We start from the raw sequence: 20,794 nt of genomic DNA, 5'->3' as shown, positions 1-20,794 counted from the left end.
TTTTTAATAATTCATATAAACTGTTTAAGCAATGAAAACAATAACCATCGAAGGACAACTCAGGAGCGAATTCGGCAAAAAAGCCACCCGCCAGATCCGTTCTGAGGAAAAAGTGCCTTGTGTTATTTACGGGGGTGCGGAAACTGTAAATTTTTCAGCTCCTGCCAAAGAATTCAAAAACCTGGTGTACACTGCTGATTTCCAGCTTGCAGAAATCAAACTGGACGGTAAAGTTTACAGATGCGTACTGAAAGACCTGCAGTTCGACGTAGTTACTGATGAGCTGGCTCACGTTGACTTCCTGGAACTGGTAGAAGACAAACTGGTAACAGTGACGCTGCCTATCAAACTGGTTGGTTCTTCCGTAGGTGTGAAAGCCGGTGGTAAACTGGTTAGCAAACTGAAAGCGCTGAAAGTTAAAACCCTGCCTAAAAACCTGGTTGAAAACATCGAAGTAAACATCGATAACCTGGAACTGAACGAAAACATCCGTGTAGAAGACGTGAAAGTAGAAGGTATCGATATCATCAACTCTCCTCGTATTCCTATCGCTTCTGTGGTTATGACCCGTCAGCTGCGTCAGGAAGAAGCTACTGCTGAAAAAGAATCTAAAAAGAAATAATCTTTTAGAAAATATTCTTCGAAAAGCCTCTCTACTTGTAGAGGGGCTTTTTAATTTTGAAATATTATGAAATACCTGATCGCCGGTTTGGGCAACATAGGGGAAGAATACCGTCATACCCGCCACAACATTGGTTTTGATGTGGTAGATGCTTTTGTTGCCAGCCATAACAGCACTTTTCACAACGACAGGCTGGCCGAAGTGGCTGAATGTAAATGGAAAGGAAAAACGTTTATCGTTATCAAACCTACCACTTATATGAACCTCAGTGGTCGTGCCCTCAAATACTGGATGGACAAGGAAAAGATCGCCCCTGAAAATCTGCTGGTGATCATGGATGAGCTGGCCCTCCCGCTGGACGTGATCCGTTTGCGCCCTGGTGGCAGCGATGCCGGCCACAACGGCCTCAAGAGCATTCAGGAATCGTTGGGTACCAGCCAGTATCCGCGGCTGCGCTTCGGTATCGGCAATGATTATCCCAAAGGCAGACAGGTGGATTTTGTACTGGGCAAGTGGAAAAACACCGAACTACCGGTGGTGCAGCAAAAAATCGACAAATGTGGTGAAATTATTGAAAGTTTTGCCAGCATTGGGTTGGCCCGCACCATGAATGAGTACAACAAGCTGACTTTTCCCCTGTAAAGTAAATTTGCAAATCTGCCGGCTATCTGCTTAATTTATCTTTTAAAACTAACGCATTATGAAAATTATTTGCGTAGGCAGGAACTATGCTGACCATGCCAAAGAACTGAAAAACGAAGTACCTACTGAGCCGGTGCTGTTCATGAAACCAAAGAATGCACTGTTGCAGAATGGCCATCCTTTTTATTACCCGGAGTTTACCACCAACCTGCATTATGAATGTGAACTGGTATTGCGCGTAAGCAAAAACGGCAAACATATTCAGGAGAAATTTGCAGACAAATACTACGATAAAATTTCTGTAGGTATAGATTTCACCGCCCGTGACCTGCAGGACAAACAGAAAGCCAAAGGTTTGCCCTGGGAGATCGCGAAAGCCTTTGATAACTCAGCGTTGGTAGGTAATTTTATTCCCATTACGCCGGAAATGGATAAAAAAGATATTAATTTCTGCCTGTATAAGAATAAAACGCTGGCACAGCAAGGAAATACCAAAGACCTCCTTTTTTCTTTTGATTTCCTCGTTTCTTATATCTCACGGTTTTTTACCCTCAACATCGGCGACCTGATTTTCACCGGCACCCCTGCAGGTGTAGGTCCTACCGTTATCGGCGATTCTTTTGAAGCGTTTATTGAAAACGACAGCCTGCTGGAGTTTACCGTAAAATAAATTTACAGGGGTATTTGACGGCAGTGCCGGTCAAATACCCTTGATCATACCTTTCCGGGAATATTATTGTAGATCGTGTCCAGTATCCTGGTGAGCTCTGCATAGTCGGCTTCTGTCAGCGATTTCCAGCCTGTTTTGCGCATTTCATACACCAGTGGTTTTACCTGTTTGTATTTCTCTGCCCCTTCCGGAGTGAGTTGAAGGTATATCTTCCTGCGGTCATAGGTATCGGCCTCCCTTTTTACCAGCCCCTTTCTTACCAGTAATTCAATAATACGGGAAACTGTCGTGATATCCTTGGAGGTATTACGGGCCAGCTCGTTGTGGGTTGTTTTTTTGTGCTTGTACAGATTTTCCACCAGCAACCACTGATCTACCGTGATATCCATCTGTTGAGCATCAAACATTTTCTGCCAGTAGTTGCGCAGTTTTTTCAAGGTAGCATCCAGCTTAAAAAAAGAGGGATTATTGACAAAAGTATCAGCCATATTAATTAATTTGCAATAGCAACAGTTGTATTAGCAACTATTTTGCTTAACCACCATCGTCATCACCAAAACAGTTTTACGTGTTTAAAGATAGTACAAGCGTTTCAACTTTAAAAGCTGGGGCCTCTGGCCAGGATGAGAAGAGGAGCGAGCTGGCGGAATTATTGTTTGCCTACCGGTTGATGTGTCAGGCCGGCCATATGGCAGCCACCTACGAGGCCAACCGGCCTATATGTAAATACGTACATTCTACTTCCCGCGGGCATGAAGCCATACAGATCGCTACGGGCATGCAGTTGAGACCCTGGGATTTTGTAAGCCCCTACTACCGGGACGAGAGCATGCTGCTGGCCATGGGCTTTGAGCCTTACGAGCTGATGCTGCAGCTGCTGGCCAAAGCGGACGATCCCTTTTCCGGCGGACGTTCCTATTACAGCCACCCCAGCAGCCGTCGGAAAGACAAGCCACAGATACCACATCAAAGCAGCGCTACCGGCATGCAGGTGATCCCCACCACCGGTATGGCGCAGGGTGTGCAATATCTGGAAACCATCGGCTCCGACCTCCTGAAGACAGGCCCCGACGGGGAACTGCCGGTAGTTGTCTGTTCTCTGGGGGATGGCAGCGTAACGGAAGGAGAAGTGAGTGAAGCATTACAGTTTGCTGTACTCAAACAACTGCCTATTATTTATCTGGTACAGGACAATGACTGGGGTATTTCTGTTACAGCAGCAGAGGCCCGTGCCATGGACGCCTATGAATACGCTGCCGGTTTTAAAGGGCTGGAACGTATGCAGGTAGATGGCAGTGACTTCACCGCCAGTTATGCCGCCATGGAAACAGCCATCGGCTATGTACGGCAGGAACGCAAGCCGATCCTGGTGCAGGCCAAAGTGCCGCTGCTGGGGCATCATACCTCCGGCGTACGCAAGGAATGGTACCGCACACCGGAAGACCTGGAGAAACATGCTGCCAACGACCCCGTGCCCAAACTGCGGGCCTTACTCCTGAAACATGGTGTGGCAGAAACCGATCTGCAGGCAATAGAACGCACTGCCATAGAAGATATTGAAGTTGCTTTTACAGCAGCGGTAAAAGCGGCAGAACCGGCACCGGAAACAGTGAAGGAGTATGTGTTTGCCCCGACTGCCGTTACGCAGGAATCCGGTACCCGTACCCCTGCCAACGGCAACAAGGTGGTGATGGTAGACGCAGCACTCCACGCAGTGGAAGAAATCATGCAGCAATACCTCGAAGCCATCTTCTTTGGCCAGGACGTGGGTAAAAGGCTGGGAGGCGTATTCCGTGAAGCAGCCACTCTCGGCGATAAATTCGGAGACCACCGTGTATACAATACTGCTATCCAGGAAGCTTATATCATTGGTTCTACCGCCGGACTGTCTGCTACCGGCGTAAAACCCATCGTGGAAGTACAGTTTGCTGACTATATCTATCCGGGCTTTAACCAGCTGGTAACCGAGATCTCCAAGTCCTGTTACCTGAGCCGGGGCAAATACCCGGTACAAACACTGATCAGGGTGCCGATAGGCGCTTATGGTGGTGGAGGCCCTTATCACTCCGGCAGTGTAGAATCCACGCTGTTGAGCATTAAAGGCATTAAAGTGGTGTATCCTTCCAATGCCGCCGATATGAAAGGTTTACTGAAAGCGGCGTTCCTGGATCCCAATCCGGTAGTGATGCTGGAGCATAAAGGGCTGTACTGGAGTAAAGTACCTGGTACCCAGGATGCGATGACCATTGAGCCGGCAGCAGATTACGTACTGCCGCTGGGCAAGGGCAATGTGGTATTACAGGCACACCCGAAAGATGTACAGCAGGGTAATTCCCTGTGTATCATCACCTACGGTATGGGGGTATACTGGGCAAAAGCTGCTGCCCGTGCCTTCCCGGGTAATGTGGAGATAATAGACCTGCGTACCCTGTTCCCACTGGATGAAGAGCTGGTATTCAATACCGTTAAGAAACATGGGAAATGCCTGCTACTGACGGAAGAACAATTAAACAACTCCTTTACCCAGGCACTGGCCGGCCGTATACAAAAAGCCTGCTTTAAAGAGCTGGATGCGCCGGTATATATGCTGGGAGCACTGGACCTGCCCGCCGTAGCGCTGAACATGGGGCTGGAAGCCGCTATGCTCCCCAATGCGACCAAGGTGGAAGCCATGATAAAAGAACTGTTGTCCTACTGAAAACCAACCGGTACGTCAATGAAAAAGGCCCTGTCCATTATGTGACAGGGCCTTATGTTTTATGAGGGGAAAGTTTTTACCAGAAGGAAGTAAAACTGATCGATGGTTTATCCACACTCGTAAAGCTGATCAGCAATCCATCGGGATCATCTACATAACCCAATGTGAAACGGTTCCTGGACAACATGTCTGTAAGGGGCTGTGCCTGTACTTTTACAGCATTGCCATTGGCGCTGGACACCTCTGTGGTGAATGGCTGCATCACAAATGAATATACCCCGTCTGCTGTTTTAGTGTATTTAAAAGTGTATTTGCCAACGTATTGTGCAAAGTAGACGTTCATATTGAGTATTCCGGCATCGGTCTGGAAGTCCATCACTACTTTGGACATAGGCAGCCCTCTGGCTTTGAATTTAGTGGCTGCATCGGTCCAGATGGCCTTAAAATCAGCGGTCCAACCAGGAAGCGGCAGCAACGCCGGTTCCGGTACAGTCAGCTGGCCGGAAATTTCGCCGCCCAACAGATAGTGGACCGGGATCACCGGTACAGTGGTAGCTGTCAGGTATACCTTGGTATTGTTGATGGTGGCGTAGAAGTTTTTGACGGTGTCGTCCCAGGTAAAGGCGGATACGCTTTGATTGCCGATAACCACCGGATAACGCAGGGCAATGCCGGTGAGCGTATAGGCGAAACCGGTACCTGATGAAACCCTGGCATTATTATTCACATAAGCAAACCCACTGGTTTTATTCTCCAGACTGAAGTATACCATGGTGTTGGTATTACCCGGCTGGAAACCGAAAAAGGCAGCACTGCTGATATAGTCGTTGGTGATTCCGGCGCTGGAGCCCAGTTTGCCGGCAGCATAATCTGATTTTACCTGAGCACTGGCTTTGATCAGCTTCAGTTCATCGCTGTATTTGTTACCTATTAACAAAAGGGTGTCTCCGTTTACAGCGTGAAAGGAGTAAGCAGTATCCACCGGCCTTTTAGTGCTCAGTTTGATATCTGCCAGCTGAGAGCCTTCTCCGATGCTCAGTGTAGGATTGATTTTTTGTGAGATGGCTACGCCAAAGCGGCTCTTGCTGGGCGTTGTGGCGGAGGCGGGGTTGTTGTCGGTATACAGGGTTACTTCATTTTTGCTGTTGTCGAGCTGGAAGTAAACGCTGAAGAGCTGACTGCCGTCTTTGGGTTTGAGTGTACCCACCCATCCGTTGGTGGCGCTGCCCAGCACATTTTTGAAGGAGTCGAGTGTCTGGGCTGGGTCGGGGAAGGACTTTTCCACAGGATTGCTGATGGAGCTGTCTTTCCGGCACGAAGCCAGCACAGTGGCACAGAGCAGGGTATATAAAGCGAATTTTTTCATTTGAATTGATTACAGATGATGAAATTATTTGAGGGAACCGCCCATGATGAAGGCAGGATCGTCTACACCTATCAGCTGGGCCATCTGAGTGTTGCCCGGCATGGAGAAGTAGTCTACCCGGTATTTACCGGTACCCAGTTTGTCCAGTATGCCTTTCATGGCAGGATAGATCAGGGAAGGAATTTCTCCCTTGATATCCTGCATGGCAAAGCTGAAGTGACCATCTTTGTTTTTGGTATAGTCAAAAATGTACATGCCGCTGAAATTATTGGGCGCCTGGGTAACCCTGACATTTACACCCATCAGCTGGGACTGTGTATCGAATATGATATCGATACCTGCAAGTTGCAGGTTCGGGAAACCCAGATTGGGCATCTGTGCTTTGGCTGCATCCCAGAGTTTTTTGTAGCCGGGAGAGAAGGCACCCTGTGTAGCATCGGAGGTCACGATCTGGTCATACCCAATGCCTAACAGCAGATGCAGGGCGAATATCGGCCCATTGGCTTCCTGGAATTCAATGTTTTTTCCATTTCCCTTCAAGTAGAATACCTGTTTAACAGGATCAAAAAAGGCTTCCTGATAGGTATTCTTATCTATCTGAAAAGGATTTTTGGTCAGAAAACCAGTCAGCGTGTATGCGTAAGGGGTAGACTCTGTTTTCAGGTTACCATCCTGTTCGTATACCAGCGAAAATGTGCGGGAATTGGGGTTAACCACTGTCTGTATTTTTTTCCCGTCGGCAGTGGTGGTATACAGGGTAGAGTGGCCGGCTACATAATCTTCCACGGCATCCCGGATATAGTTGAGGCCTCCTGCTTTATAGGCTGCCTCTTCTCCGGCGCTGGCCCTCACCAGGATCATTTTGCTCATTTTAGCATTACCGGTCATGAATACGGTATCGGTGCGGGTGGAATCGTACCCGAATTCAAAATCCGAATCATAGCCACGGCCACGGATACCGCCAAACACGTTTTCATTGGGATCAGAGAGCAGGTGCAGATAATTGTAGGTATCAAATACGAGCGATGGCCGCTGCATAGCTGCCATGCGATAGGAGCTTTCAGACTGGTTCTGCCCCGTTGCGGCGCTAAGGTCGCCCAGCATATTGACCCGGTTATTTTCTCCGAATTTAAAATAGAAGCCAAAGCCCTGTCCTCCTTCGGGGAACAGATAGGCCTTCCAGCCGTTGGCACCGCCGGTCAGCTGTGATTTGTAAGCCTTGAGTGTGGTGTTCATCCGTTCTTCCGGTTTTACCCCGAAAACAGAACCATCATTGTCTTTGCGGCATGCTGTAGCAAAGGTGCATAACAACAGTCCTGCTATGATAACTTTTTTCATATATGCTTGATCGTTATAGTCGTTGTTACAAAAAAAACTACCTGATTGCCTCGGCAATCGCAGTAGCGGTTTTCAGTTGCAGGCTGTCAAAATCAATCTTCCAGCTTTTCTGGAAATAGGTTCTGACAATCTCTGCTTTCTGTCGGAGCATATCTTTTCCGGTTGCGGTAGTTGATTTGTTGACTATTTTTTCAAAACCGTCTTTACCTTCTGTGAGCATAGTGGACGCCATTTCCACAAAATCCTCATCTGCCTTCGAACGGGCATAAGGAGTGATGAAACCCAGGTCCAGTGCCTCCTGGAGGGAAGTGTTGTTCCAGGTCCCCGTATATCCGCTGGGAGTCAGGGCTTTGAATTCTCTCGGATAAAAGATGGTTTGATGCATGATATGTGCAAATTCATGATGGATAGTGTGCAGCATGAATTTTACAAATGCTTCATCTTTCTGATTAAAATCGTTTAGGCGTAACAGTTGTATTGTTTTTCCGCCTTCTGCTTCACCCAGGGTAATGGTTCCGTTGGAGTTGAACTTGGCGCTTCCTACGAGTACAAACTGTTTGGGGCAGTATTTGAGGAAGAAGGGCAGCCCTGCTTCTTTCACATAGGGATCTATCCATGTTTTCCGGATGAGGTCCATCACGGGGATCACTATATTTTCCTTAACGGGAACGAGTGTTTTATCTGTTGACACTGCGAAAGGGTCCCATTTGTATTTTATTTCGATGTTATACGGTTTGGTATAATTATCGGTGATCCAGTTGTCCAGTGCGGTAGGCGCCTGGTTGTTCTCCGGGAACAGGTTGGATACGTCGAGATTTTCTTTTTTACTGCAACCAGCCAGGGTGATGAGGCCGGCGGCTAACAGGGTGATGATATATCTGTGTTTCATATAATCGGATTTGAAGGGTGTTTTATCTGGGATTTAATTCCAGGCCGGAAAGCTGAGCTTCCTGCGGTATCTGAACCATACGGCGTGGGTCGTTGGGACCCAGCACTATTTTGGTTTTGCCATCGAAGGAAACGTGGGTCACCGGTAGTTTGTGGCGGAGTATATCGAACCAGCGTATGCCTTCAAACATGAACTCTATCCGTTTGAAATGCAGGATAGTTTGGATGACAGCGGCGCGGGTGTCGATGGTGCTGTAATAGTTGCGCACCTTGTCGATGTTCAGGTTGTGGGTGGCTGCGTTGTAGCGGGTGATACGCTGGCTGAGGAAATCGTTGACATCGGCCAGGGCTTCATCGAATTTGCCCAGTTCTGTAAGTGCTTCGGCCCTGTTGAACAATACTTCTTCAGCAGAGAACAAAGGCAGCATATCCCAGCCGTCACCGATGTTGGCGTTCTGGTCTACCCGGATAAACAGTTCATAGAATTTAGGAACGAAATAATCTTCTGTTCCCTGGTAGTATACTTTGTAGCTTGCTCTGGCACCTGCGGGGTTGTCGAGGCCGTTGATCATGCCGCCCAGCGCGGGATCGCAGCCGTAGCGGTTGGAGATCAGCGTTCTTGCCCACCATGACTGTGTTTCAGCCAGCAGCAGGTTGGCTTTCTGGGTAGCTCTGGTATATTCTTTTCTTAACACCAGTTCTTCCATGTTATTATACACCGTATTTACCGGGCGAAGGAAAGACAATGCTTTTCCACCGGGGAAGGTAAGGTTGGCATGTTCCACTACTTTGGCGTAGTCTTTTTTGAAGAGATAAAAACGTGTAGCGAAAGCATGGGCGGCCGTGGTAGTGAAGTGATAGGCCGGAGCACCTGCATAGGAGTTGTCATCAATCAATGGCAGGCCTTCTGTCAGGTCTTTTTCTATCTGTTCGTATACGTAGGCAACTGTTTTCCTTTCATATTTATCGACCACTACAGTTTCGGGTTTGGTGACATAAGGGATACCCGGGTCTTTGGCGGCGGTGGCTGCATCGTATGATCTGGAGAAGATGGTGACCAGCATAAAGTGGGCGTAGGCCCTTGCTACCAGGGCTTCTCCTTTGGAGGCGCTGTAGGCGGCTTTATCGGAGGCGTTGTTAATAACTTCCAGGGCCTGGTTGGCAGCGGCGATGGCGCCATAGGCTCTTTGCCAGTAGAAATCCGGTGAGTCCTGGTCCCTGTCTGATGACACCTCCCAGAACCAGGGCTGTGCATTTACGCGGGTGGTAACGGCGGTGCCTTTGTCGTTGGCATTGTCTGACATAGCTTCCAGGAACGGGATATAGTTGGCCCTGGGATAGGCAGAGGTGAGGAGTTCAGCCACTTTGGCCGGGCTGTTGACATCGGTACGAAGATCAGGTACCTGTTCCAGGTATTTTTTACACCCTGGTGCAATAGCCATCACTACTAACGCTGATATATATACGAGATTTTTTTTCATATCCAAAACTTTCATTCAGGTTAAAAACCAACTTTTACTGACAGGGTGTATTGCTTGGGAACAGGTAACGCTACGCCTCCTGACTGGAAGAACTCAGGATCCTGGCCTTTCAGTTTAGGGTCTGCATAGATCAGCCATGGGTTGTTGGCCACCAGGCTCAGAGAGGCGTTGTTAAGACCTATCACGGAAGTGTATTTCAGCGGCAGGTTATAACTGAGCGATACCTGTTTCAAGCGGATAAAGCCTCCATCAGCAACACGGGATGTTGAATAGTTATAGGTATAATAGGGCGTAACACCATTTAACTGATTGATGACACGCACGTCAGACAAAGCCGGAACATCCGTATAACGTTCATCGCCGGTCATCATCCAGCGGTCCAGGAACTCTTTCGGCATAGCCGTCAGGTCAGTATATCGCTGCTGGAAGGATGGATTGAGGCGGATCACATTGCCTGCGCTGAAAGTAAATAGAGCAGAGAAGATGAAGTCTTTGTATCGTACGGAGTTGTAGAAACCACCGGTAAGTCTGGGATCTATCGGGCCCTGATATTTCAGGTATTTGATGGCATCACTCTGGAGGTTTACCTCGTTTACTTTTTCTCCGTTTTCGTTGACAAAAACAGGGGTACCATCCAGGGAAGACAGTTCCTGCAGGTCAATGGAATAGAGGCCTCTGTAAGGACGGTCGATCATAGGGCCGCCATCAGCGCCGATGAGGTCCCAGATATTGGGATTGGTTTTGAGGTTGGTGATTTTGTTTTCGTTGTAGGCAGCGGTGAGCTGGCTTCTCCATCCCCAGTTTTTCTGCTGGATGATGTTGCCGCCAACAGTGAGTTCCACCCCATGGGATTTCATATCAGCATAGTTGGCATTTTTGATGAACTGTCCGCCGATACCGGAGGTACGGATAGGGCTGATAAGATCGAAGCCATCGCGTTTGTAACCATCGATGGTGATGTTGAGTCGGTCTTTAAACAAGCCCACATCGATGCCTATGTTGGTTTCATATTGTTTTTCCCAGGTGAGCTGTGAGTTTTCGAGGTCGGCGATATTGATCACAGACTCGATTTCCGGCAGATAAGGGCGGTATGTTTTGGCGCTGCGGGTGATAAGACTGGAGTTGGTGGCTTTGCCTTGCAGGCTGGCGGTGAGGCCGTAGGTAGCACGCAGGGTGAGGCGGTTGATTTTATCCAGTTGTTTCATGAAGTCTTCTGTATCGATGTTCCAGGAGCCGCTGATATTCCAGGTGGGCAGCCAGCGGGCGGTACGGGATTTACCGAGCAGGTTGGAGCCATCGTAGCGGATGGTACCGTTGATGTTGTACTTGCCTTTATAGGAATAGGCACCATTGGCCATGTAGGCGAGGAAACGATCATAGTAGTTTTGCATGCCATAGAAGTCGAAACTGCTTTCCACGGCCTGTTTCACAATACGTGGATCTACATAGGGCACACCACCTTTATCGAACTGGTAACCATAACCATTGGAGAATTTGTTCTGACGGTTGGCATACCTTAATTCCTGTGAGGCATAGGCTACGAAGATGTGCGTGTTGTTGTAGGTTTTATTCCATTCCAGGGCATTGCGAACGTTGTAGCTAACGAGGTAGTCATCGTTGGTATTATAAAAACCACCGTATGGCAATACGACTACCGGATAGGCTTCCGGATCATCCGGGTTGCGATAGAGGAATTTATTTTTGCTGACTACGTCCGCATTGTCGGCGGCGCGGTAAGCCATGGCCATGTTGGAGTTTTCCCTTACTTTATGTTCCCTGTTGGTTTTGGCATAGCGCAAAGCACCGAGGAAAGAGTATTTCAGGGTAGGGGTGATTTTATAGGAAGCTTCACCCTGGAGTTTGATATCCACCATGGTGAGGTCGAGCGTGTTGTTATTGAGCTCATTGATGATGTTGAACGGTGCGAAATTGCGCCGGAAAAATTCCTGGTTGCCCTTTTCATCATAGGCTGTGAGGGTGCGGCTGGTATTGAGGGCGTAGCTGAATGGATTAATATCAAAATCGCGGTCATATTTACCTTCTACGGGATTGCTGACCCTGCCGATGGTACCAGGCGCGCGCTGGTCTCTGATAGATCCCTGGGTGATGAGGCCTACGGTGAATTTGGGGGAGATGTTGAAGTTGGCGCGGGCATTGCCGGTAAAGCGTTTTACCTTATCACCGATACTCCAGCCGTTGTCGTTGAGGAAACTGGTAGAGAAATACAGTTGTGTTTTTTCAGTACCGGAGGAGATGCTGAGGGAGTGTTCCTGTAACAGGGAGTTGCGGAACAGTACATCGAACCAGTCGGTATTGGCCAGTGCATATCTTTTCAGGAATTCGTTCCTGCTTTTTTCATCGTTATAAACAGTTCTGTTGTTGATGTTTTCTGCGAGTTTGGTAAACACGCCACCATCAGATCTGGTGGCCATATCTCCGTATTGCAGGAATCCTCTGCTTTCCATGGATTTGTACACAGACATCTGATCGGCAGAGTTCATGATATTGTAATCCTTGTACGATGGTTTGATATAAGTAGAGAAGTTGCCGGTGTAGGAGATGAGTGGTTTACCTATCCGTCCTTTTTTGGTGGTGATCACTACTACGCCGTTCATGGCGCGGGCACCGTACATGGCGGTGGCGGCGGCATCCTTGAGGATCTGAAAACTTTCGATATCGTCGGGGTTGAGGCCGGCCACAGAAGAGCCCAGGAGGGTGGTGGGGTCACCGGTAGAGAGCTGTTCGTTAGACACATTGACCACATCTTCCAGTACGATACCATCCACTACCCATAATGGTTTGTTATCACCAGTGATGGAGGTGGCGCCACGGACGCGGATTTTAGGGGCTGCGCCGAAGGTACCGGATACGTTTTGTATAGACACACCGGCTACGCGGCCTTCCAGCATGCGGCTTACGTCGGTGATACCATCACGTTTAACATCACTGGCTTTCAGGGTGTTAGCCGAACCGGTGAAGAGTTTGCGGTCGATGGTCTGATAACCGGTTACAACTACCTGGCTCAGGTTGGTCACATTTTCTTCCAGTGTGATGAGGAGATGTTTGTCGGCAGCGGCTTTTATTTCCTGTGATTTAAAGCCTATCATACTGATGACGAGAACGGCGCCGGGTTTTACCTTGATGGTGAATTCTCCTTTGCTGTCGGTGGCGATACCGTTGCTGGTGCCTTTTTCAACGATGCTGATACCTGCAACGAAGTTGGTTTCACCGTTTTCGCTGCGGGTGCCTACGCGTCCTTTGACGGCGATGACTTCCTGCTGGGGCGCGGGTTTTTCGGCCGGGCGGGTGAGCACGACTTTATCACCGATCACTTTACAGGCGATGCCTTTGCTTTCGAGGAGGGCAATGGCTTGTTGCATGGACAGTTTATCGGGGTCTATTTCAACGTTCATATTTTTGTTGATGACGGCGGCATCATACACGAATACGACATTGTACTTTTTTTCCATCCTGCCGAGGATGACTTCCAGCTTCTCTTTGTTCTGCTCGTTGTTAAAGGGAGCGGCCTGACTTTGCAGGCAGGCAGCCGCTAAGAGGGCCAGGAGTAACTTCGATTTTGGTCGCTTTTTTTTGTAAAGGATTTCAAACATCGTATATATAATTATAGGTTAAACGGGTTGCGCGCATGCGTAGACGCGACCTCCGGGGGAGGGCATCTCATAGCCTGCAGATAATAATTCCGGTTGCATATCCGGATGACGGAATGCTGTTGATTTCAGTTGACATGAGGGTTAATAACAAAGGAGAAAGGCCTGCCTGATGGACAGTGGTTATTTTCCGGTGATGATGATTTCCCGGTTGTGTTGTACCACTGTTATCGGGTAGGTGGCTTGTAAAACTTCCAGCACTTCTTCCAGCTTATTATTTTTAAATGTGGCATTCAGTTTTTTGACAGGTATTTTACCCTGCAGACTGATCTGTACCTGATAAAGGGATTCTACTTTTTTGCATACCTCGGCTAACGGAGCGTCGATGAATACCAGTTCATGGGTGATCCATGCGTCCGCATTGCTGTTGATGGCGTTAAACTGTTCCAGGGTACCTGTGACAGGGTCGTAATTGATACCTTCTCCTGCGATGAGAATGGTTTCTGGTGTGTTATTATGTCCGGATACAAAACTGATTTTACCGGTTTTAACGGTGACGCCTATACGCTGGCCGTTCATCCGGATGTTAAAGGAGGTGCCCAGTACGGTGATGCTGGACTGGCCTATTTTTACGATGAAGGGATGGGTGTCGGGAGCGATGGAAAAGAAGGCGGTACCCTGTTCCATAAAAACGGTGCGCTCCTGCTGCATTTTTTCCGGATAACGGAGACGGCTATACTTATCAAGGTATATGCGGGACTGGTCCTGGAGGCGCAGTGAGTCCACGGCGGCCAGGGTTGCTTTCTCTTTGTAAGAGGTGTGACTATACGTATGATAGCACCACCAGGCGGCAGCTATAACGGGAATGGTGATGGCGGCTGCGCTGAGCCATCTGTAGCGGCGTTTGGGAAGCTGATAATCTGTTTCTTCCGGGGGCAGGGCTTCCTGCAGGCGAATGATGGCCGCCTGTGTGTCTAGCTGGTCGAGTATTTTCAGGTCGGGAGACAGCTGCCATAGCTGCTGTACCTGGAGGAATGCGGCTTCGTGCTCGGGGGATGCCGAGATCCATTGCCGTATGGCCTGTTCCAGTACGGGGTCCTGTGGGTTATTCAGGTATTTTACCAGTTGCAGCCAGTTGATCTGTTCTTGTTCCATTACGCTAGCCTTTGTGTATTGATACAATTAAGAGAAGGGGATACCCCCAGTGTTGGGGAAGAAATTTTCACATTATTTTATGTTTAATATGTTTTGAGTTGCTTTATAGCCGGGAGAGCAGGTCTCCGGCGAGGAGGGCAAAGAGTTGCATAAGACGTAAATTGGTGGTATAGTCGCGGGAATTGTCCTGGCGATAGAAAAGATTTTCGCGGAGGATTCTCAGGGCGTTGATAATGTGGTTTTCTACAGTTTTTTCGGATATCTGCAGCTGTTCGGCGATCTCGCGGTATTTGAGGCCATCGAAGCGGCTCATCTTAAACACTTTAGCGCATTGTTTGGGGAGTTTTTCTATTTCCTGGTAGATGCGCAGTTTAAGTTCCTGTTCTTCCTGCAGGTTGTGCAGGTAACTGTCTGTCAGCGATTCAGCGATGAGTGAATGATGTCGGGCTATATTTTTTTCTCTTTTGAGATAGTTGATAGCATGGTTGATGACTGCTTTGTACAGATAGGCACGGAGCGCACCGTTTTCATCCAGTAATGAGGGTTGTTCCCATATTCTGATAAAGACTTCCTGCACCAGTTCCTGGGCGATGCCTGCATCTTTAACATAACGGAAAGCGGCCATGGCCAGTTCCTGGAAATGGCGTTCATATATGAAGGTAAAGGCTTGCCTGTTTTTTGCATGAATTTCCCTGACCAGTGCAGCCTCACTCAATTGGGTTATATCGCTGGTTCTCACCATTAGTTTCCTACTCTTTTCCAGGTATCGGGGTATAAGGTATAAAAAAAACATGAATTGATTTAAGAAAGAAAAAGAAGCAGCACATGTTCCTATAACCGTGTGCGTTATTCCATTTTTTTCTTCCTTTTTCATGATAACCGGTAATATATCATCAACCTTAAAAAAAATTGCAAAAACGTTTTAGTTATCTGGAAATAATTATATTTTTATGATCGGAGCTGTAGTGGAAAGACCTAAAGTATGTAGAATAATATGCCAGCTCAAAACAATCTGGATCTAAAAAATCTAATCACTTGTAATGTAGTGCTGTAAAAATGAATGTCATGGTGAAAAGCCCGGAATGCTAAATCGATTGAGCATTTATCACATTTCACGTTAGGTAGCCATATTTTTAAAGCAAGAACAGAAAACACGAAAACAAAAGACACCCTGCTGATGGCTGGCAGGAACAAACAGACATTAAAAAACTCTAAAAAAATTTGACAGAACACGTTATCAAAAAGCACTTGTTGATACTATAATGGTACCACGGCCATTATGCATCATTTTTTCCAGGTAATCAGGCGTAATATGTAGTGATGTAGCTACCCTGTGCTGTGTATGCAGCCGGTCCACCGCCTGTCCCCCTTTATTGTCTTTATCTGATTCGTTCCAAAATAAACATTGGAGGGATAGTGGACCCTTTTTGCAAAATCGTTTTAGCAATCACCTTTTTAATATAGAACCTTTATTAACCAAAAAACAACATGTATGAAGAAAAAACTGACATTCCTGTTGCGCGTAAGCCTGCAGAGCAGCTTCCTGCTGCTACTGTCGCTGCTGGCTTTCTCCCAGGGAAAAAAGATCACCGGTAAGGTGTTTGATGCACGGGACAATACGCCGCTACCCGGTGTATCTGTGCAGGTAAAAGGCACCTCCGTCGGCACACAGTCCGGTGCCGACGGCAGCTTTACCCTCAATGTACCCGGTAATAACAGCACCCTCATATTTTCATTCATTGGTTATACACCCACCGAAAAACTGGTAGGCAACGCTACCATCGTCAACGCCGCCCTCGGCACGGATGTAAAATCACTGCAGGACGTAGTGGTAATCGGTTACGGTACACAGAAAAGATCAGACGTGACCGGCTCCGTTACCTCTGTAAGAGCAGCAGCCCTCCAGGAACGCCCCGCTGCCTCTATCAACCAGGCGCTGAGCGGACGTATGCCCGGTGTGCAGGTGAGTACCAACTCCGGACGCCCCGGCGGTCAGACTAAAATCCGTATCCGTGGCTTCAGTTCCATCAACACCACCAACAACCCGCTCTATGTGGTAGACGGAGTAGCATTGCCAATAGGTAACCAGACACAGAACAGCAATGCCATCGACTTCATCAACCCCAGCGACATCGAATCCATCGAAGTACTGAAAGATGCCTCCTCCACCGCTATCTACGGTGCCCGTGGCGCCAACGGCGTAGTGCTGGTGACCACCAAAAAAGGTACTGCCACCGGTGGCCGCGTAACATACGATAACTACTTCGGCCTTAACACACCAGGCCCTAACCGGGTGAAAATGCTCAATGCCAAAGAATACCTGGACCTCGAAACACTCGGCTGGAAAAACGCACAGATATACGATAAAGCCGGCTGGGACAACGGTAACTACGTAAACAGCAATCCAGCCCTGAAAAGGACCGATTCCCGTCTGTTTGATAAAGACGGTAATCCACTGTACGATACCGACTGGTTCAAGGAATCTATTCAGCATAAGCTCTCACAGAGCCATCAGCTGGGCTTTACAGGTGGTAACGCCGATAGTCAGTATGGCCTCTTCCTGGGATACCTCGATGATAACGGTCTGCTGCTGAACTCTTATCTGAAACGTTACTCTGCCCGCTTCACCATCGACACCAAAGTGAAAGAATGGCTGAGAGTTGGCGGCTCCCTCAGCTACAACAACCAACAGGAGAACCTGGTGGACATCGGTACCGGCGGTCTCAACTCCGTGCGTATGATCACTGAAGCGTTACCTTTCCTGCCCGTGAAATTTGCAGACGGCTCCTGGGCCAACAATAAACTGTATCCCGGTGCAGAAGGTGGCTCCAACCCCGTACAGATCCTGACAGACAGAAAATATCTCCTCAACACACAAACGACCTTGGGTAACGCCTACGCCAATATCAGCCTGGCAAAAGGCCTGGAACTGCGCAGCGTATTGGGCGCCAACATCGTAACCCGCGGCCGCAACGAATGGAATGGCCGCTCCCTGCTGGATATCTCTGCTTCCCAGAAAGGTATTGCCATCATAGCCAATGACCGCGAATCATTCTGGTCATTCGAAAACTACCTGACCTATAATAAACGTTTTGGTACTGACCACTCCTTCACTGGTATGGTTGGTATGGGCGCCTCCGAAAACAACTATTTTGGCTTTAACGCAAGGGGAGAGAACTATTCCACAGATTATTTCGAAACCAACAACCTGGGTGCCGGTTCGGTGATACCTGCCAGTGGCGTAGGTTCCAGCCGTACCCGGTTTTCATTCTTCTCCTACTTCACCAGACTTAACTATAGCTACAAAGACCGCTACCTCCTGACCTTCACCGGTCGCCGCGATGGTTCTTCCCGCTTTGGTAAAGTGAAATACGCCAATTTCCCTTCTGCGGCACTTGCCTGGAGAGTATCTGAAGAACCGTTCCTGAAAGGCAATAATGTCTTGTCTAACCTGAAGCTGCGTACCAGCTATGGTGTGACCGGCAACTCTGAAATTCCTCCTTACCAGTCACTCGCTACGCTGTCTGCCAGCGGCACCTACGCTGGCGTGATTGGTGGTGCTAAAGTACAGGGTGTTGGAACCGGAAGACTGGCTAATCCGGACCTGGTATGGGAAAAGACAGCACAGGCCGATTTCGGTGCTGAGATCGGTCTGTTGAAAAACAGGATCAATCTGGAAGCAGATCTTTACTATCGTAAAACAACCAACATGCTGCTGGATGCGCCCGTACCCACCACCAGCGGGTATAATACCATCCGCAAGAATATCGGCTCCATGGAAAACAAAGGGCTGGAACTGGCGCTGAATGCACTGGTGATTGACGGTAAGGATTTCAGCTGGAACTCAACTTTCAATATCTCCTTCAACCGGAACAAAATCCTGTCACTCGCTACTCCTGCAGACATCTTCGGTGTAGGTGGACCTAACTTCACCAACCAGACCAACATTCTGCGTATAGGCGAGTCCGTTGGTTCCTTCTGGGGACTGGTTAGAGAAGGTACCTGGAGCGAAGCGGAAAGAGCAGAAGCTGCCAAATTCCAGAGCTACCGCGGTGGCAACACCATGCTGCCAGGTGATATCAAATACCGTGACGTGAACGGAGACCACATCATCAATGATGCTGACCGCATGATCATCGGTAACGGTAACCCCAAAGGATGGGGAGGTTTCATCAACAGCTTCAAATACAAAAACTTTGACCTTACACTGGAACTGCAATACATGTACGGCAATGATGTGCTGAACATGTCCCATCACTCCGGAGAAGACCGTATCAGCATCGCCAACAGCTTTAAAACCGTGCTGAACTACTGGACTCCTACCAACCAGAACACACCGATTGCCGCACCTCGTCCGGTAGCTGCCGGTTATGTGACCAACGTAGACACCCGCTGGGTAGAAGATGGCTCCTTCCTCCGTGGCAAAAACCTGTTGATCGGTTATACCTTCAGCCCTGAAATGGTACAGAAGATGCATCTCAGCCGCCTGCGTATCTGGGCTTCTACACAGAACTTCTTCCTGAGGACCAAATTCAGCGGCAACGATCCGGAAGTAACTACCTATGGCGACTCATTTGCACAGGGACAGACCTTCTTCGACTATCCCAAACCCACTACTTATCAGCTGGGATTAAACGTGGCGTTCTAATTTGTTCAGTATTCAAAAAGACTTTATCATGAAGAAAAATATCATTAATAAAACAATACAGCTGGCGCTCTGCGGCGCTATGCTGATGGGTGCGGGCAGCGGCTGTAAAAAATTCCTGGAAGAACAGGATCCTTCCAACCTGGGCCCCGACAGTTATTTTACTTTGCCCGAACATGCTGATGCCGCTATCTATGCGGCCTATGCACGCCTGCGTTTTATAGGAGAAGGCGCCGGTATTTTTACCAACAACTACGCCTTACTGGACGCACCTACCGGAACGGTGGTCACTAAAACAGCCCAGAACTCCGACCTGAATAACCTGTTGGGACTGGTGTATGATGGTGACAACCTCCAGATCGGTAACTGGTGGAAAGGGTTGTATAAAGAGATCGCGCAAACCAACCTGGTGCTGGACAATGTGCCGAAAATCAATCCCATGGACGAAACAGCCCGCAAAAAAGTATTGGGTGAAGCCCGTTTTCTGCGTGCCATGGCTTATTTCTATGCCGTAAGGATGTGGGGTGATGTGCCTTTGATCCTGAAATCACAGACACCACAATCGGCTGATTTCTCACCTAGCCGTACCAGTGCTGAACAGGTGTATAACACCATCGTGGATGACCTGAAGACTGCAGAAGCAGCTGGCTTGCCCTGGAAAGACAATACCGGCCGCGCCAGCACCGCTGCCGTTAAAGCGCTGCTCGCCAAAGTATACCTCACCATGGCCGGTTTCCCGCTCAACAAAGGACAGGCTTATTACAAACTGGCCGCAGACAAAGCGAAGGAAGTGATCGACTATGCCAATACGCATACCAGCGACATCGGCCTGTTTACCAACTACGACGATCTGCACACCGTGGCCAACAACAACAGGCTGGAACACCTGTTTGAAGTGCAGTACCTGAGCGGTGTGGAAGAAAATCCGTTGCAGACGGTGATGCTGCCCAACAACTCCCAGCCGGATATTTCTGCCAAAGGCAGCGGTCAGGGAACAGAGGTGCCTTCTCCTTCTTTTTATGACTCCTATAAAAAGTTTGAGCCCACCGACAAACGTACCGACCAGCAACAGTTCTTTTATACTTATTACTTCTTCAAAGGAAGTGGGGATACTATCAAACTGGGTGCCCCCTATATCTACAAACACTTTGATGTGACCTGTCATGGTGCTTCCGGCAAACCCGGTACCGGCGTTAGCAACCTGAATGTGCCGATGATCCGTTATGCGGAAGTATTGCTGATGTATGCAGAAGCACAGAACAGGGCAGATGGGACTCCTAACGCAGATGCATATACGGCATTGAATGCCATCCGTCAGCGTGCCAACCTGCCTGTTAAAGCTGGTTTGAGCCAGAGCGATTTTGAACAGGCCGTGTGGCGTGAACGCTGGCATGAGCTCTGTTATGAAGGTGTGATCTGGTTTGATATGCTGCGCCTGCGCAAAGTATACAACGAAGACACCAATGGTTTCGACGACTTCGTAGGGCATGCACTCAAAACCAATGGCGCTGTACTGGCTAAGAAACATCTCCTGTATCCGCTGCCTGTATTTGAAATGAAAAATAACCCGAACCTGAAACCTCAGAATGAAGGATATTAATGATTTAGGGATTTAATGATTTAGGGATTTAGGGATTTGAGTAGACCAGTTTTTCAGTTCACTCAAATCCCTAAATCCCTA

At 48.5% G+C, this 20,794-nt stretch carries 14 protein-coding genes; 6 read left to right on the top strand and 8 right to left on the bottom strand.

Annotation, left to right across the window (positions count from 1 at the left end; translation table 11 throughout):
- Nucleotides 1–31 precede the first annotated feature (31 nt).
- The 3 genes from KD145_RS15470 (at nucleotide 32) to KD145_RS15460 (ending at nucleotide 1,934) form a co-directional block, all read left to right on the top strand.
- Complete coding sequence (locus KD145_RS15470) at nucleotides 32–622, top strand: 50S ribosomal protein L25 (RefSeq protein WP_211999697.1); 591 nt, start codon at nucleotides 32–34, stop codon at nucleotides 620–622.
- Nucleotides 623–688: 66 nt separating this feature from the next.
- Nucleotides 689–1,264 (top strand): aminoacyl-tRNA hydrolase, encoded by a 576-nt coding sequence (pth, locus tag KD145_RS15465; protein ID WP_211999690.1) that lies wholly within the window; start codon nucleotides 689–691, stop codon nucleotides 1,262–1,264.
- A gap of 58 nt (nucleotides 1,265–1,322) precedes the next feature.
- Nucleotides 1,323–1,934, top strand: coding sequence for a fumarylacetoacetate hydrolase family protein (locus tag KD145_RS15460; RefSeq protein ID WP_113617054.1), 612 nt, complete (start codon nucleotides 1,323–1,325; stop codon nucleotides 1,932–1,934).
- 44 nt (nucleotides 1,935–1,978) lie between these two features.
- On the opposite strand, the gene KD145_RS15455 is transcribed toward KD145_RS15460, so the two are convergent.
- Nucleotides 1,979–2,422: a MarR family winged helix-turn-helix transcriptional regulator gene (locus KD145_RS15455; protein WP_211999680.1), complete on the bottom strand. Its 444-nt coding sequence runs from the start codon at nucleotides 2,420–2,422 to the stop codon at nucleotides 1,979–1,981.
- A gap of 80 nt (nucleotides 2,423–2,502) precedes the next feature.
- On the opposite strand from KD145_RS15455, the gene KD145_RS15450 reads away from it, so the two are divergent.
- Nucleotides 2,503–4,632: a thiamine pyrophosphate-dependent enzyme gene (locus KD145_RS15450; protein WP_249219379.1), complete on the top strand. Its 2,130-nt coding sequence runs from the start codon at nucleotides 2,503–2,505 to the stop codon at nucleotides 4,630–4,632.
- A 76-nt stretch (nucleotides 4,633–4,708) separates the two neighbouring features.
- Here the strand turns inward: KD145_RS15450 and KD145_RS15445 are convergent, their stop codons facing one another.
- From KD145_RS15445 to KD145_RS15415, 7 genes are all read right to left on the bottom strand, one after another.
- The gene (locus KD145_RS15445) at nucleotides 4,709–5,998 is read right to left on the bottom strand and encodes a DUF4302 domain-containing protein (protein WP_211999678.1); all 1,290 of its coding nucleotides are present in this window, start codon (nucleotides 5,996–5,998) and stop codon (nucleotides 4,709–4,711) included.
- 24 nt (nucleotides 5,999–6,022) lie between these two features.
- Nucleotides 6,023–7,336, bottom strand: coding sequence for a DUF4302 domain-containing protein (locus tag KD145_RS15440; RefSeq protein WP_211999677.1), 1,314 nt, complete (start codon nucleotides 7,334–7,336; stop codon nucleotides 6,023–6,025).
- Between the two features lie 37 nt (nucleotides 7,337–7,373).
- On the bottom strand, nucleotides 7,374–8,225 hold the full coding sequence (locus tag KD145_RS15435; RefSeq protein ID WP_211999675.1) for a putative zinc-binding metallopeptidase: 852 nt from the start codon (nucleotides 8,223–8,225) through the stop codon (nucleotides 7,374–7,376).
- A 22-nt stretch (nucleotides 8,226–8,247) separates the two neighbouring features.
- On the bottom strand, nucleotides 8,248–9,705 hold the full coding sequence (locus KD145_RS15430; protein WP_211999673.1) for a RagB/SusD family nutrient uptake outer membrane protein: 1,458 nt from the start codon (nucleotides 9,703–9,705) through the stop codon (nucleotides 8,248–8,250).
- 20 nt (nucleotides 9,706–9,725) lie between these two features.
- Nucleotides 9,726–13,316, bottom strand: a complete 3,591-nt coding sequence (locus tag KD145_RS15425) for a SusC/RagA family TonB-linked outer membrane protein (RefSeq protein ID WP_249219377.1) — start codon at nucleotides 13,314–13,316, stop codon at nucleotides 9,726–9,728.
- Nucleotides 13,317–13,496: 180 nt separating this feature from the next.
- A complete protein-coding gene (locus tag KD145_RS15420; protein WP_211999671.1) occupies nucleotides 13,497–14,468 on the bottom strand; it encodes a FecR domain-containing protein in 972 nt (323 codons plus the stop codon).
- Between the two features lie 103 nt (nucleotides 14,469–14,571).
- The gene (locus KD145_RS15415; RefSeq protein ID WP_211999669.1) at nucleotides 14,572–15,210 is read right to left on the bottom strand and encodes an RNA polymerase sigma-70 factor; all 639 of its coding nucleotides are present in this window, start codon (nucleotides 15,208–15,210) and stop codon (nucleotides 14,572–14,574) included.
- Nucleotides 15,211–15,960: 750 nt separating this feature from the next.
- Between KD145_RS15415 and KD145_RS15410 the strand changes: the two genes are divergently transcribed.
- A complete protein-coding gene (locus KD145_RS15410) occupies nucleotides 15,961–19,116 on the top strand; it encodes a TonB-dependent receptor (protein ID WP_211999667.1) in 3,156 nt (1,051 codons plus the stop codon).
- A 28-nt stretch (nucleotides 19,117–19,144) separates the two neighbouring features.
- The gene (locus KD145_RS15405) at nucleotides 19,145–20,713 is read left to right on the top strand and encodes a RagB/SusD family nutrient uptake outer membrane protein (protein ID WP_211999665.1); all 1,569 of its coding nucleotides are present in this window, start codon (nucleotides 19,145–19,147) and stop codon (nucleotides 20,711–20,713) included.
- The last annotated feature ends 81 nt before the right edge of the window (nucleotides 20,714–20,794 follow it).

This window comes from Chitinophaga sp. HK235, assembly GCF_018255755.1.
In the GTDB taxonomy this organism is placed as follows: Bacteria; Bacteroidota; Bacteroidia; order Chitinophagales; family Chitinophagaceae; genus Chitinophaga.
This window is presented reverse-complemented; position numbering and strand designations above follow the sequence as displayed.